General features: G+C 67.9%; 9 protein-coding genes. All 9 read left to right on the top strand.

The window, feature by feature from the left end; translation table 11 throughout:
* Position 1: 1 nt before the first annotated feature.
* From ACIQYU_RS10910 to ACIQYU_RS10870, 9 genes are read left to right on the top strand one after another with little or no spacing between them, the layout of a single operon-like run.
* Positions 2–526 carry a 3-hydroxyacyl-ACP dehydratase FabZ family protein gene (locus ACIQYU_RS10910; protein ID WP_207832050.1) on the top strand — a complete coding sequence of 175 codons (525 nt, stop codon included), beginning with the start codon at positions 2–4 and terminating at the stop codon, positions 524–526.
* Positions 519–1,811: a beta-ketoacyl-[acyl-carrier-protein] synthase family protein gene (locus ACIQYU_RS10905; RefSeq protein ID WP_402799623.1), complete on the top strand. Its 1,293-nt coding sequence runs from the start codon at positions 519–521 to the stop codon at positions 1,809–1,811. The genes ACIQYU_RS10910 and ACIQYU_RS10905 overlap by 8 nt, the downstream gene beginning before the upstream one ends.
* Positions 1,808–2,548, top strand: a complete 741-nt coding sequence (locus tag ACIQYU_RS10900) for an SDR family NAD(P)-dependent oxidoreductase (RefSeq protein ID WP_063914709.1) — start codon at positions 1,808–1,810, stop codon at positions 2,546–2,548. Before ACIQYU_RS10905 ends, ACIQYU_RS10900 begins: the two co-directional genes overlap by 4 nt.
* Before the next feature lie 14 nt (positions 2,549–2,562).
* The gene (locus ACIQYU_RS10895) at positions 2,563–2,826 is read left to right on the top strand and encodes an acyl carrier protein (protein WP_172827549.1); all 264 of its coding nucleotides are present in this window, start codon (positions 2,563–2,565) and stop codon (positions 2,824–2,826) included.
* A gap of 3 nt (positions 2,827–2,829) precedes the next feature.
* Complete coding sequence (locus ACIQYU_RS10890) at positions 2,830–4,986, top strand: ComEC/Rec2 family competence protein (protein WP_402799620.1); 2,157 nt, start codon at positions 2,830–2,832, stop codon at positions 4,984–4,986.
* Between the two features lie 32 nt (positions 4,987–5,018).
* On the top strand, positions 5,019–9,557 hold the full coding sequence (locus tag ACIQYU_RS10885) for a DUF6603 domain-containing protein (protein WP_402799617.1): 4,539 nt from the start codon (positions 5,019–5,021) through the stop codon (positions 9,555–9,557).
* The gene (locus tag ACIQYU_RS10880; protein ID WP_233694524.1) at positions 9,554–11,059 is read left to right on the top strand and encodes a hypothetical protein; all 1,506 of its coding nucleotides are present in this window, start codon (positions 9,554–9,556) and stop codon (positions 11,057–11,059) included. Before ACIQYU_RS10885 ends, ACIQYU_RS10880 begins: the two co-directional genes overlap by 4 nt.
* Positions 11,056–11,913 (top strand): hypothetical protein, encoded by an 858-nt coding sequence (locus tag ACIQYU_RS10875; protein ID WP_241106770.1) that lies wholly within the window; start codon positions 11,056–11,058, stop codon positions 11,911–11,913. The genes ACIQYU_RS10880 and ACIQYU_RS10875 overlap by 4 nt, the downstream gene beginning before the upstream one ends.
* Positions 11,910–15,620: a hypothetical protein gene (locus tag ACIQYU_RS10870; protein WP_402799612.1), complete on the top strand. Its 3,711-nt coding sequence runs from the start codon at positions 11,910–11,912 to the stop codon at positions 15,618–15,620. Before ACIQYU_RS10875 ends, ACIQYU_RS10870 begins: the two co-directional genes overlap by 4 nt.
* The last annotated feature ends 2 nt before the right edge of the window (positions 15,621–15,622 follow it).

Here is a 15,622-nt window from a genome sequence, read left to right as displayed (position 1 = left end):
CATGGCCAGCACCAGCGCCGCCCTGGACGTCGCAGCCGCACTCGCTCGGCTGCGTCGTGGTCCACTGCTGCAAGCCACGGCGGGATCCTCCGCCGCGGTTGCCTTTCCGCCCCTGGAACAGATGCTGCCACACCGGTCGCCGTTCCTGCTGATAGACCGCGTCCTGGCCTGGGACCCGGACAACCATGTGCTGCACGCACAACGCCGCGTCGATCCCGAGGATCCGGTGCTCGGCGGGCATTTCCCCGGCAACCCGATCTACCCCGGTGCGCTCCAGGGAGAAGCCATCGCCCAGGCCGGCCAGTGCCTGCTGCACATGGCCCGGGGCTGCCCGGCGCAACCGCTGGAGATCCTCGCCACGCGGGTGTTCGGCGCCCAGTTTCTTGGCCAGGTACGCCCTGGCGACATCATGGACATCGAGGTAGGAATGCTCGACGACAACGGCATGCTGGCGATCTTCGGCGGGCGTATCAGCGTCGCCGGCGCTGTGCGCAGCGTGGTAGTGATGGAGGGATGTCATGTCTGAAACGCCCCATGTGGTAGTGACAGGGATGTCGGTGCTTACAGCCCTCGGCGAGGACCCCGGTAGCCTGCTCGACAACCTGTTGGCCGGGCGCTCTGGCATTCGTCGCTGGAGCAGCTTCGACCGCCAGATCGCGACCAAGGTTGGTGGTAGCCTGGAAGGCTTCGATCCGCGCCCGCGCCTCTGCGCCCTGGCCGACAGCCTCACGGATGCACCGCGCCTGCGCCTGCGCCGGGCGAGCAACCGCCTGCCCTGGTCCACCGCGCTGTCGGTGCTGATGGCCGGGCGCGCCTGGCAGGACGCCGGGCTGTTCGACCTGCCTGCGGGTGATGACGGCGAAACCGCGATCATCGTCGGCGGCCACAACATCGGCCAGAACTATTACTACAACAATTTCCGCCAGTTCGAGCAGGACCCCGACCATATCGACGTTCAGTTCGGCCTCGCCGGGCTGGACACCGACCATGCCGCGGTGGCTTCGGAAGTCCTCGGCATCCGCGGCCCCGGCTACAGCGTCGGCGGGGCTTGCGCCAGCGGCGCCCTGGCGCTGCGCGCGGCGTTCAATGAGATCCGTTTCGGCGATGCCCAACGGGTCGTGGTGCTGGCTCCAGTGCTCGATTACTCGCCGCTGGAGCTGCACGCCCTGGCCCTGATGCAGGCGGTCAGCCAGCGCTCCTTCAACGATCACCCGGAACAGGCAAGCCGGCCTTTCGACCGCCGCCGCGAAGGCTTCGTCCCGGCCCACGGCGGCGCTTGCCTGGTCCTCGAACGTGCCGACCTCGCCCAGGCCCGCGGCGCCGAGCCGCTGTGCGAAGTCCTCGCCGTGGCCGCCCGCTCCGATGCCAGTCGCCAGCCAAGCCCGCAGGAAGATGGCCAGACCCGCACCATCCAGGCTGCCCTGCGCGAAGCCCGCCTGCAGCCCGGCGATATCGATTTCATCTGTGCCCACGCTACCTCGACGCCGCTGGGCGACCTTACCGAAGCCCGCTCGATCCGCCGGGTGTTCGGCGCGCACCTGGACCGGCTCAAGGTCAATGCACCGAAATCCATGCTCGGCCATACCTGCTGGTCGGCACCGCTGGTGGAGCTGGTAGCGGCCATCGCGCAGATGCGCGCCGGTCAGCTGCACCCGACCATCAACATCGACGACCCCGACCCGGAACTCGACTTCGATGTCTGCGCCGCCGGCGCGGTGGCGCATCCGGTGCGCTACCTGCTGAAGAACGCGTTCGGCTTCGGCGGCAACAACTGTGTGGCGATCCTGGGTCGCTGGGAGCCCCGTCCATGAATTTCCTTGTCACCGGCGGCAGCCGCGGCATCGGCCGACGCATCGTCGAACAGGCGCTGCTGGCCGGCCATGATGTCGCCTTCACCTGGAACCAGGACGCCGCTGCCGCCACCGCGCTGCAGCGCCACGCGAAGGAAATAGCCCCGCAGCGGCGTTGCCTGGCCCTGCGTCTGGACATGGCCGATGGCGCAGCCATCGATGCCGTCTGCGAAGAGGCCGACCAATTGCTGGACGGCATCGACGTGCTCGTGGGCAATGCCGCGATCAACCGCCCAAGCCTGGCCGTGTCACTGCCTGACGCCGACTGGCGGGCGGTGATGGAAGTCAACCTGGACGGCAACTTCCGCCTGTGCCGAACCCTGCTGCCGGGCTTTATCGCCCGCCGCCGCGGGCGCATCGTGCTGCTCTCCTCGGTGGCCGCGTACGGCATGAGCGGGCAGATCGCCTACAACGTGTCCAAGGCCGGGCTGATCGCCATGGCCGCTACCCTGGCGCGCGAATACGGGCGCCGCGGCATCACCGCCAACGCCTTGGTGCTGGGCCTGGTGGACACCGACATGAGCCGCGAGACAGCGGCGCCCAAAACCTTCGAACACTGGCTCGGGCAGTGCCCGAGCGGCCGCCTCGGCACGCCAGACGACGTGGCCCAGGCCGTCCTGTACCTGGCCTGCGACGGGGCCGCTTTCATCAACGGCCAGGCCATCCACCTCACCGGTGGGCTGAACTGGGTGCCATGACAAGGAGCGACGCTATGCACGATATCCACGAGATGGTTCGCGAAGTGGTCCTGCGCCATACCGAGGCCGCCCTGGCCTTCCTCGACCTCGGCCCGATCGATACCCAGCTGCGCTTCGACCACCTCGGTGCCAGCAGCCTGGACATCATCACCATCGTCTCCGATGCCATGCGCGAACTGCGTATCAAGGTGCCGGTAGAACAGCTCAATTCGCTGTCTAGCATCGATGCGCTGATCGACACCCTGAGCGGCGCCGTGGCCGCACGCGCGAGCGCCTGAGCCATGGCCTGGTCGCTGGAGATTCACCACATCGATGTGAAGAAGGCCGGCGACGCGACTCTGATCGTCGCGAAAAACCCGGAAAATGCCGAGGGCCAGCGGGTCCGTGCGGTGCTGATCGACGGCGGGCGCAAGGACGCCGAGCCCCACGTATACAGCTACATCACCGAGAAGGCCGGGCTGGCCAAGGTCGATGCCGTGGTCGTCACCCACTACGACGGCGACCACCTGGGCGGGGTGGCAGCATTGCTCGCGAAGGCGGTGACCACCTTTGACACGGCGCGTGTCTACGACCGTGGCTGGCCGGCCCAGGGGCCCAGCGACCTGTACTTGCGCTACCTCACCTCGATCAACTGCAAGCCCGAACGCAACCGCGTGACCCGCGCTGTGCAGGCCGCAGACCTGAAGCCCTGCATTACCTCCAGCATGGTGTCCAAAACCGGCAGCCCGGCGGTTCCCGCCGGTGCCACGGCCTTCCAGGTCTGCCAGGCGATCAACCAGGCTCCGCAATGGCTGCTCAGCGGCCCTCAGGCAGAACTCCTCCAGCTCAGCGGCGACCGCGCACCGACCCTGACCTGCATCGCCTGCAACCAGTGGGTGCAGCGCCCCAACGGCACCCCCGTCAAGGCCGCACAGGGGGTCAGCGAAGCGGAGAACGCCTGCAGCCTGGCCTTCCTGCTACGCTTCGGCGAGTTCAGCTACTACATCGGTGGCGATATAGAAGATCCCCAGGAAGCCCTGATCGCCCAACTGGCCAACCCCAACGACGATGCCGCAGGCCGTGTCCTGGTAGTCAAGGCCAGCCACCATGGCGCCGACACCGCCACCTCGGCACAATTCCTCCAGCGCATGCGTCCGCTGGCGGTGATGGTTTCCAATAGCACGGGCAACCAGCACGGCCACCCGGCTGCGGCCACGGTCGACGTGCTCAACGGCTATCCCCGCGGCAACGGCGTCACCCCGCCCCCGCCGCCGGCCTCGCCCGGACGGCCACGGCGCACCTATTTCACCGGCTTCGACAGCGCCGAGAACATGAGCAATGCCTTCGTCACCCTGGGCATCGTTGCCGGTGATCCGAATGCCAGCAACCGGCCCGGCAACCTGCTGGTGAAGGTCAGCGAGGCCCAGGCCTTCGCCAACCGCAACTTCCCGGCCAGCACCTGGCGCGCGGTGCTCGCGGTTGCCGATATCGCCGCCAAGGCCGTGGGCCTGACGCCCAACCCGGTGGCCGCCAAGGCCGCTGCCGAAGCGGCGGTCAAAGGCACGCTGGTGGATGTGGTCATGGCGCTGGCCAACACCACCGAGGCGCGCGATGCGGCGACCGCCTTGTGGATACTGCGCAGCAAGACCAGCGGCGGAATCAATAGCGAGTACCTCGCCCGGCTGAGCGTGCAACCCCTCGACCAGGAAGACTGGCTGGACGCGATCGACGCGCAGCGCAGTGCCCTCCAGCGCGCCGCCACCATGGACGACGTCTACCGTTGCGTAGACAGCGCCGCGCAAACCGCCGCCACCGCCAGTGCGGCGGTGCCCGGTCCGCTGGCCGGCTTCGCTGCGCTGGCGGACTGTATCGACGGGTTGGGCACGGCCTACCAGTTGGTCAACCGCTACGTGCCCCTATCCGAATACACCGTCGCCGCGCAAACCGCGAACGACCAGGCCACCCGGGCACGGGACATCCTCAGCAACGGCGCCGGACGTGTAGCGGCCCTGGCCACCCAGGCCGCGACCGCCGCGCAACGGGTGCGCGGCGCCGGCAACCAGGCCCAGGCCATGCAATTGGCAGGCGCCGCCCTCGACGCAGCCGAAAAAGCCTGCGAAGCCGCTGGCGAAACCTTCTATGACCTGGGCAACTGCTACAAGCTGGCCGCCCGCGCTGCTGCGAACCCGAGCCCGGCCATGGTGGGGCTGACCATCACCCGCGCCTGCGGCAGTACCCAGGCTGGCGTGGTTACCGGCGCCATTGCCGGGGCAATCTGCGGCAATGGCCGGCTCGACCCGGCCAGGCAGGCGCTGCATTACGCCCTCGAAACGGTCAAGGTCAACTCGTCGACGGCACTGGCCGCCCTGGGTGAAGCCCTCACCGGGGGCGAACCGTTGTTCACCGTCAGCTACTACAAGGCATCAGCCAACAAGGACGTACAGGACTCCCTTTCCTGAGGCGGACCGATCTTTCCTGGAGGCACCACCCTATGACCGCCATGAATGCCGTTACGCAGGACCTGAGCCAGTTGCAGGCCCAGCTCAAGCAGAAGATCGACACCGCCGGCAACCTTGCCCTGGGCGCTGGAACCACGGGTATCAGCGCCCTGGACAGTCTGTTCGGTGCCTGCAACGTGACCCTGGCCAGCGCCAGCATCAGCGACCCCGGCAGCGCCTGGCCGGCCAGTTTCAGCGTCAGCGGCACGCCCAGCGGCGAGTGGACGCTCAACGGCCTCGGCGCCAACCCCAGCCTCTGCCAGCTGACCCTGACCTTCACCCAGAGCGCCCAGGGCCAGGCCATCAGCGCCAGCCTGAGCAGCGTCGCCAGCGCGACCCTCGGCCAGAGCAGCCTGACCTTCAGCGGCAGCCTCGATGACAACAACGCCCTGGTCCTCGACCTGACCCCGCCGGACAGCCGCCTGCCGCTGCTGGCGGTAGGCAACTTTGCCTTCGCCAACCGCTTCGGCGGCTGGCTGCCGGTAGACCTGCCGCTGTTCGCCGACATGCCGTTCAAGCAGATCGAGGTGGTCGCCAGTTATGGCGGCAATGACGACACACGCTGCGCAATCACCACCGGGGTCAGCGGCGACTGGTCGCTGGTCCAGGGCGGCCCCAGTCTTACCGGCGCCTGGGTGACCCTGACCAGCGCCAGCCAGACCGAAATGGACCAGAGCGTCACCCGCCTCAGCGGCACGGTAGGCGGCAGCCTCCAGATCGGCGGCCAGCCATGGACAGTGACCGTCAGTCTCAATGGCAGCAGCCAGGTGACCATCCTGGTCAGCGCCGACGGTAACCGCCAGCCGGCCCTGGCCGCCCTTGCCGGGCTGATCGCAGGCGATGCCGCAGCCACCGCGGTGAGCGACGCGGTGGCCAAACTACCGCTGGCCAATCTGGTGCTGGACAGCGTCGAGATCGCCTTTGACTGGCAGCAGCGCCAGTTGCTCAATGCCAGCGTCAGCGCCACCCTGCCCTTCACCTTCAACCAGGCCCCGGCCGACCTGCTGCTGTCCATCGGCCTGCCACCGCTGCAACTCGGCGGCAATCTGTCGCCAATGACCCCGGTGAAGATCCGCAACGTGCTGATTCAGTACCTCGGTGATGCCGGCGGCTTCCCCGATACCACGGTGACCAAGCTGGCCTTCGACACCGTGCCGGCGGAAGGCAGCTACAGCTTCGCCCTGGGCATGACCGAGGTGTTCAGCGCCGGCCCGCTGGCACTGAACAACGTCGATGTGAACATTGTCAAAACCAGTGACGCCACCACTGGCTCGATGAACGCCAACCTGACCCTGGCCGGCGTCGATATTGCCGTCGCAGCGGCCTACGACAAGGGCTGGAAGATCTCCGGCAGCACCGCGTACGGCCAGCCGCTAGCCATCGGCAAGCTGATCAACGACCTTGCCCGGCAATTCAACGTGAGCTGCCCCGCCGCCATCAGCGAGCTGGAGCTGCAGAACCTGGCGGTCAGCCTCGACACCGGCACCTCGAAATTCACTTTCGCCTGCGAGGGCAGCTTCCCCATCGCCGGCACAGAGCTGGATTTCAGCGTCGACCTCGAATTGTCGAAACCCAATACCGCCTGGGAAGGTCACTTCAACGGCAAGGTGGTGATCGGTGCAGCCACCTTCGCCGTCACCTTCACCCAGGACAGCAAGGTCAAGATGCTGCGCGCCGAGCTGGTGCCCACCGCCGGCAAGACCCTGGCCCTGGTCGACCTGGCCCAGACCTTCGCCATCGACCTCTCCGGGGTGCCGGCAGAACTGCTGCCCGTGCTCAATCAGGCCTCGTTCACCTACGACTTCAACAAGTCGCAGTTGGTGCTTACCGCCAGCACCGAGAAGGTCGCGGTGAGCCTGGTCTGCGTGCCCAGCGAACAGGGGCGGATCTACGCGGCAGTGGTGGACATCGCCGTCGAAGCAGATATCTCGCAGTTGCCGGTGGTCGGCAACGAGCTGGCGTCGATCCAGCAGGTCGGCCTGGACGGCATGGGGCTGGTGATCGCCTCTGCAGTATTCGACAAGGACCAGGTCGACGCAGTCAATGCGGTGATTCCCAAGGGCCAGCCGCAGGTCCCGGCGCTCAGCGTCGAGGGCCGGGTGGTGTTGTCGGCCAACCTGATGCTCGGCGACCAGCCGGCCAAGCCGCTGCAACTGGTCTTCGCCAAGCCATCGAAGCCGAAGCAGGCACGGCTTGTGGCGGCCAACGAAAACACCGCGCCGGTACCTGCCGGTACCGCCAAGGCTCAGGGCAAGTGGGTCAATGTGCAGAAGAGCTTCGGCCCGATCAGCCTCAGCCGGGTCGGCGTGGCCTACCGCGAGCAGCGCGTGTGGTTGATGCTCGACGGCGGTTTCGCCATGGGCGGCATCGAGATCGACCTGATCGGCGCGGCCATCGCCTTCCGCCCGGTGCTGCCGCCGATTCCCGACGGTGCCTCTCTCGACGGCCTGTTCATCGGCTACGACAACGGCTCGGTAACCATCAACGGCGGCCTGCTCAAGGTGGTCACCGAGGATGCCAAGGGCAACGAAGTCACCGAATACGACGGCCAGCTGATGCTCAAGGTGCCGAGTTTCCAGCTCTCGGCCATGGCCTCCTACGCCTCCCTCGATGGCTCGCCGTCATTGTTCGCCTACGCCGTGCTTGCCGCCCCCATCGGCGGCCCGCCCTTCCTCCAGGTGGATGCACTGGCGGCAGGCTTCGGCTTCAACCGCGACCTGATCATCCCTGGCCTCGACAAGCTCGAACAGATGCCGCTGATCGCCGCGGTCAACGGCGGTTCGCCGTTCGCCGGCAAGGACGCCTCGCAGGCGCTGAAGGTGATGCACGAGTACGTGCCGCCTTCCTATGGCGACTATTTCCTTGCCCTTGGCGTGCGGGTTGCTTCGTTCCAGATGATCAAGGGCTTCATCCTTGCCGCCGGCAAGCTGGGCAACGAGTTCGAGATCGCCTTGCTCGGCCTGGCCTCGGTGTCGGTGCCGCCGCAGACCTCGTCGCCGATCGGCTATGCCGAGCTGGTGCTCAAGGCATCCTACAACTTCAACCGTGGCACTCTGTTCCTCGGTGCGCAGCTGACCGCCAACTCCTTCATCCTTTCCCGCGACTGCCACCTCACTGGTGGTTTCGCCGTGGCCGCCTGGACCAAGGACAACCCGGATAACCCTTACGGCTACAAGGCCGGCGACTTCGTCGTCTCCCTCGGCGGCTACCACCCGGCGTTCAGCAAGCCGGACTGGTACCCGGACGTACCGCGGCTGGGCTTCAACTGGAGCATCACCCGTGAGCTGACGGTCAAGGGCGGCCTCTACTTCGCCTTGGTGCCGTCGGCGGTGATGGCCGGCGGCAGCCTGGAGGCGGTGTGGCAGAGCGGCGATCTGCGCGCCTGGTTCAAAGCCTGGGTGGACTTCCTGCTGGGCTGGAAGCCGTTCCACTACGCCGCCGACATCGGCGTCAGCCTCGGCGCCTCGTACAAGGTCGACATCGGCATCACCTCGTTCACCATCAGCGTCCATGTCGGCGTGCAGATCCAGCTGTGGGGCCCGGAATTCGCCGGCACCGCCACCGCCGACCTGTACGTGATCAGCATCACCATCAACTTCGGCGACAGTAACAGGAACGAGGTCAAGCCGATCCAGTGGAGCGACTTCAAGAGCTCGTTCCTGCCCGGTGGCGGCAGCGCGCCAAAGCCCGCACCGCGGGCCCTGCTGCTCGCCGCCCTGCCGGCCAGCCTCAGCGCCGCCACACCGGTGCAGCAGACCGACTCGGTGTGCCTGGTGCGGGTCGCCAACGGCCTGCTCAAGGATCTCGCCGGCGTCAACGACATGGACTGGGTACTCGACCCGGAACGCTTCGAGCTGACCACCTGGTGCGCCCTGCCGAGCAAGCAGGCCAGCTACACCGGGTCCGGCGCCGCGCAGAACATCACGGCCAGCAACACGGCGTTCGGTGTCGGCCCGGTGGGAGTCAACAACGACTACTTCGAGTCCAGCCATAGCGTGGTGATCAGCAAGCTCGACGGCGAGATGAGCGCCGAGGACATCCGCGTCGACGTCAGCGCCGTGGTGGAAAACCTGCCGGCAGCGACCTGGTCCATCAACGCCGCCCTCGACCCAAGCCTGAGCAACCTGAACGACACGACCCAGCGCGCCATTCCCAACGCAATGACCGGCCTGCGCATCAAGGCCAAGGCCGACAACCCCGACGTCACCCCGCTGCCAATCCAGCTGAGCGTGCTGCGCGAGGAAATCGAGGCCAGCCGCGTGGTGACCTGGATCGCCCCCACCGTGCCCGCCGCCACCGGCTATGACCAGGCCAACGCCATGGGCCAGTTCACCAGCGCCCTGACCAATACCACCGTGGCCAGCGCCCGCAGCGCGATCCTGGCCCAGCTGGCCGCAGCCGGGGTCACGGTGAGCACCCAGGTCAATGTCGACCTGCTGGCACAGAACGCCGCCAACACCCTGCTCAGCGCGCCCCAGCTCTCGGTGCTTGGCGCCCAACCCACCACCTCTTCCGGAGCCGTCCGTTCATGATCAAGGCATCTTCCACGCCGTTGAGCGACGGCAGCGTACAGTTCGTTGCCCACTGGCTGCCGCCGCTGACCGCCGGCAGCTACAGCATCACCGTTACCCAGCACCTGCAGAACAGCGACCCGAACGCCACCGCCGATGCCGCCTTCGACGAAGCCTTCGTCAACACCCGGCATTTCGCCGTGCGTGGCGAGCGCTTCAGCCTCGACGACAGCGAGCTGGTGTCGCGCTTCCCGCCGCCGGACAACCAGGGCGAATACCAGAACGTGCTGCCCCACGTGATCTTCAAGCGTCGCACCCTGCCCTGGGAGCGCTCGCCTGAGCTGGAGGCGGACAACGCCGCGTGGCTGGCTCTGCTGTTGTTCGAACTGGACGAAGCGCCGCCACTGCAATCGGTGCTGGCCGGCGACCTGCAGCGCCAGGCGTTCCCGCACAGCGCCGAGGCGGCCAAGGCTGGCAAGTCGACGCCCAGCAGCCTGCCGGCCAGCACCGCCAGCTACCCGGACGGCTACGCCCTGCTCGGCACCGCCGGCAATGCACCCACCTTCACCCTGGCCACCGGCGAGCAGTGGTATGACCCCTGCCAAGTGATCGACGTGCCGGCCGAGCTGTTCGCCGCCATCGCCCCGACCCTCGACGAACTGGACTGGCTGGCCCACGCTCGCAGCGTGGTGCTGACCCAGAAGCAGGCGCAGGACGACGGCGAGCAGGAAGGCAACTTCTCGGTGGTGGTGGGCAACCGCCTGCCGGCACCGAACCAGAAATGTGTGGTGCACCTGGTCTCCCTGGAAGGCCTGGCGCGCTACCTGCCCACCGGCGACGGCGAAACCGCCGCGGCGCTGACCCTGGCCGCCGGCGGCACGGCGGACAAACTTCGCCTGGTGTCACTGGCAAGCTGGTCGTTTACCTCCCTCGACCCACAGGAAACCTTCAGCGGCTACCTCGAAGGCGTTGATTGCGCACCGCTGCGGCTGCCCGCCCCGGCGAACGCCAGCGGCAGCGCCGGGCAGGCCGTTGGCAACGCCTTCGCCATGGGCTACACGGCGATGAACCACCAGACCCGCCTTGGCGACACCACGGTGTCGTGGTATCGCGGCCCGTTGCTGCCATTCTCCTCGTCGCCAGTCATCGTCCCACCACCGGGTGCCGCGCCACTGGTGGTGGCCGACCAGGCGGTGCGCTTCGACCCGGCCAGCGGCTTGATGGACGTCACTTACGCCGCTGCCTGGCAGATCGGCCGTGGCCTGGCCCTGCAGAACGCCCTGTTCGCCAGCACTCTCTATGCGTGGAAACGCAGCGAAGCGCGCAAGGTGGCGCAAAACAGCGAAACCCAGGTCCTCAACCTGCGCCTGCGAGCCTCGGTGACGCCGAACTCGGCGTTGCGCGCACTGAGTGCCGCACCTACCAGCCAGCCCGGCCTGCGCGGCCTGGCCATCGGCCTGATCGCAGAATCCCTGGCCGCCCAGTGCGCCCGCTCTTCCAGCTCGTCGGAGACCGCAGAATGACCCGGCTCGCCCAGCGCAACAGTCAGTTCCTCAACCTGCAGGCCATGGTCGCCGAGCCACAGGCTGGCCTCCTGCGCGCCAACAGCAGCGACCCGGTACCCGGCGAGCTCACCCAGTGGCTGGGCAGCCTCGCTGCTCTCAAGGGCCTGCCCTTCGGCTACCTGGTGCCGGACGAGGCCATGCTGCCGGCGGAGTCGATCCGCTTCTTCGTCCTCGACCCGAACTGGATCAATGCCCTGCTCGAAGGCGCCACCAGCATCGGCCGCTCCTGCACCTTCGACGCCGCCATCGACGCCGAGCTGGTGGCGCGCCTGTACGCGGCGGTTTCGCCAGCGACCACGGTCAGCGGCTTCGTCCTGCGCTCCAACGTGGTCAGCGGCTGGCCGGGCATCGAGGTGCGCGCCTACGACGCCAACGGCACGCTGCTCGACGGCGTGCTGCGCCAGCAGGTGCTGGCGCCCACCGTGCTGCTGTTCATGACCACCGGGCAGATCAGCCATGTCGATATCGGCGAGCCGTCCGAGGCCATGCACTTCGGCGTCGATATCGGCCAGGCGAGCAAGTCGCTGCGCTATGTCACCGTGCCCAAGACTGCACCGGCCAACACCCGTCCCGGCGACCAGATCGATGGCGCCAGCGTCGCCGTCGGCTATCGCGCCGCCGGTGGTGGCAAGCGCGTGCTGAAGATCGCCGACCTGGCGAAGAGCCTGCAGGCGCAGCTGGTGACCAGCAACGCCAACCTCGCCCCGGACGGTACCCAGCGTCCGTTCACCCCGGCGGAGTTCGCCCTGGAGCTGGTGGAGGGCGTGCAGACCGTGCGCTTCAGCAATCAAGACAAGGAGGTTTCGGCATGAGCGACAGCGGTCTGATCGTCCCCATCGATGTCACCGCCCTGGTCATCGGCAAACCAGACGCCAGCGCGGTCAATGGTTTCGCCGCGGTGGCCAGCAACTTCGCCCTGATGCCGACGACCCAGGCGGTGGGCCCCTACCTGGCGCAGAACCTGTTGCCCAAGCCATTCGACGCGGTCGACAGCCAGGACGCCATGCAGCCCGGTATCCACCTGCACTGGGCGCTGCCCGACAGCCTCGCTCGTGGCCGTACCGACGGTGGCAAGGTGGCCTTCCTGCAGGCACCGAACCTGTGGCTGGTGACCCGTTTCGCCGGCGGCAACGCCGACGGCAGCACGGTGCAGACCGCCTGGGTGATCGAGAGCGACCAGTTGCAGCAGGTGCAGGACCAGACCCTGCCGCAGAATATCTATTCGCGGGCAGTGCCGGTGACCCCGGACCTGACCGGGGCCAGCCAGCCGTTCCTGTTCCAGGGGCGGGTCTACCGCCAGGCCGACTGGGCCGGGCGCAACGGCGGCACCTATGCCAGCAGTAACACCACCGTGGGCTACGGCACCCCGGCCTATGCCGCGGCGTATCCGAACTGCCCCAACGTGTTCTCGTTCTGGGACCCGCTGGACGATGACGACGCCAAGGCCTTCACCGCCGAGACGCTGCTGTCCTACTCGGTGGTGGGCTGGTACGCCAACAGCGCCAGCGACCCGCTGGCGGCCCTGGTCTATCCGGCCAGCGCCACCACCGTGGAGGCGCGCCAGGCCTATATCGCCCAGACCCTGGAATGGGCGCTCAGCGGTAGCCCCGACGTGCCCAACCGTACCGTGTGCAACGGCCTGCTGAGCGGCCTGACCTGGGATCCACAACGAGCCTGGCTGACCCCGCCGAGCGCCGACGGCATCGACGTGGTCATCGCCGACAACACCGCCGAGGCGGTGGCGGCGCTGATCCAGGCGCGCAACCCCGAGGTGGCCGACCTGGAAACCCTGCTCAACGTTTTCCAGCAGGGGCTACTCCACGAGCTGGGCAAGGTCGGTGGCGCCGCTGCGGCCGACGAGGCGGTGCACCAGGCCGGCTTCGCCGCCTACCCCGGCGGCACTGTGTGGCTGGCACGCCAGGTCACCGCGCCAGGCGCCGATCCGTCCGCGGGCAACGGTCAGTTGCCGGATGATGCCGTGGAGCAGTTGGAGCAGGTCAACCGCCTGCAGCGCAGCCTCGACGGCCAGAGCGCCGACCTTGATGCCCTGCGCCAGCAGCTGTTCGTCGACTGGGCCAAGTTCATGCTCCTGCAGTTCAACAAGGCAAACCCGACTGCGCTCACCGCCGACCAGGCCCGCGCCTTCATCAAGAACTACGACCTGTCGGCGGTGAGCGCGCTGGCGGGCAGCAAGACCAGCAGCGGCAGCATCGCTACCCTGCAAACCCGGATCGACAGCGCCCTGGCTGCCCTGCAGAAGACCCTCGGCACCGGCTGGGAAATCAAACCGTCCTCGGCGGCGCGCTTCTGGCAGCCGGCCGACCCGGTGATCCTGCTGGCCGGACGACCCACCACCCAGGCCTCGGCACGGCATGGCGGCGATGGTCGCTTCCATGCCGAGGGCCTGCTCGGTTGCCGGAGCGGCAACCAGTTGGTCAGCGGGCTGCGGGTGCATGGCGCTCTGTTCACCCCGGATGTGACGCTGGCCAGCGCACCGGCGGGCGCCAGTTATCCGCCGGAACTCGGCGCGCTACTGGCCGAATCACTGACCCTCGACCCGCTACGCGCCCCGGACCTGGCCCGGCAGTTCACCCAAGGCAACGGCGCGCAGCGCCTGGCCGCGATCAACAGCGACACCCTCGCAGAACAGATCGCCAGCGCCCAGCGCGCCGCCCGGGACCAGCACCTGCTGGCGGCCGACGCCCGCAGCGGTGCCGCCAATGCGGCGGTGGCCCTGGTCGGCAACGCACCGTCACCGGTGGGCCTGAGCAGCTGGTCGCAACCCTGGCTGCCGACCTTCCTCAACTGGGAAGTGCTGTTCTACCCCTACCACCGCGTCGGCCTGGCCGGTAGCGGGGTCGACTATGCCGCCGACGCGGTGACCGGCTCCTTCACCCTTGATCCGGACGGCCTGGACTTCGACGCCGTCGCCGGGCTGACACCCGATCCTGCCTTCCAGACCTATTCCGGCACCCTGACCCTGGCCGGTCGCACCGAACTCAACCTGCAATCGCAGATCGAGGTCTACCTCAAGAACTACCCGGACGACCCCAATGCCAAGGTCCTGCAAGGCATCCTCGGCCAGCTCGACCTGCAGGCCATGGCGCAGAGCCTGACCGGCTTCAACCAGGGCCTGCTGATGCGTAGCCAGACCCTGCAACTGCCGGTGGTGGACGCGCTGAGCCCGTCGCTGATCGTGCGCAACTTCACCAACACCCAGGTGGCCCCGGCGATCGACGGCTTCAACGTCGCCTCACCGGCGCCGAACAACGGCTTCAACCCGCTGCGCTGCGGCGAACTGCGAATCAACCGCCTGCGCCTGGTGGACGCTTACGGCCAGGCGGTGGATTTGCCGAAGCCGACGCCGATCATCGCCCAGCGCCTCAAGCAGCGCCTGGCCGGTGGCGAGGTGGTCGACAACGGCAAGATTGTCCTGCCGCCGCGCCTGACCCAGCCGGCGCGCCTGCAATTCCGCTGGCTCAGCGCCGAGGATGGCCAGGCCGAGTGTTCCGACCAGGGGCCGGCGCCGATCTGCGGCTGGGTGCTTTTCAACCACCTTGACGACAACCTCAGTGTGTATGACGCCGACGGCTTGCCGATCGGCTCGCTGAATACCCTCGGCCCGCGCTGGCAGGGTGCGCCAGGTAGCGCCAACTGGTCCCGGCCGTTCGACCAGGTAATGGCCTCGATCAACCCGTACCTGGCCAACTTCATCCGTGCCCTCCACAACCAACCGCAGGGCCTGGGCTTCCTCCAGGCCCTGCTCGCCACCCTCGACCAGGCCAGCGGAGCCAGCGGCCCGGCCGCGCCGACTGCCGACCCGAGCCTGAGCGTGCTGATCGGCCGGCCATTGGCGGTGGTCCGTGCGGCCCTGCGCCTGGAACTGCAAGGCCAGCCCGCCGCCGACAACAGCTGGCCGGCCTTCGCCGCCAGCGTCGGCCTGAGCCCCGGCCAGCCGCGGCCCAGCGCCGGCATCGGCAACGTGAAATTCCCGGTGCGCCTGGGCGACCTCGGGGTGTATGACGATGGCTTGGTGGGCTACTTCGTAGAGGACGGCAGCGCCGACCAATGGACCACCTTCTACTCGCCAGCGGCCAGCGGAGGTAATGGCGTGATGCCAGTGGATGTGAACAAGACCTCACTGAGCCCCGTACCCGCCTCCGACAGCGGCGACGGCCTGGCCCTGACCCTGCTCATCGACCCTCACGGCTCGGTGAACGCCACCGCCGGCATCGTCCCGGTGAAGACCATCTGCATCCCCCGCGCCCAGTGGCAGCCCGCACTGGACGCGATCGCGGTGACCTTCCTGACCACGCCGATGGTCGGCGCCGGCACGGTGATGCCGGTACCGGTGCCGCAGGAAAACGGGTTCATCTGGGAATGGGTGACGCGTAACCCGGGCGCCACCGGCTGGAGCAACCTCGCGCCCGGCTCGGCGGTGCCCACCGCGACCCTGGCGTCCCCGCAACGCATCGAAGAAGGCTGGCTGCGGCTGGTCCGCGACAACGGTAGGGAGTGACC

The sequence above is a fragment of the Pseudomonas sp. NPDC096925 genome (assembly GCF_044762545.1).
GTDB lineage: Bacteria > Pseudomonadota > Gammaproteobacteria > Pseudomonadales > Pseudomonadaceae > Aquipseudomonas.
This window is presented reverse-complemented; position numbering and strand designations above follow the sequence as displayed.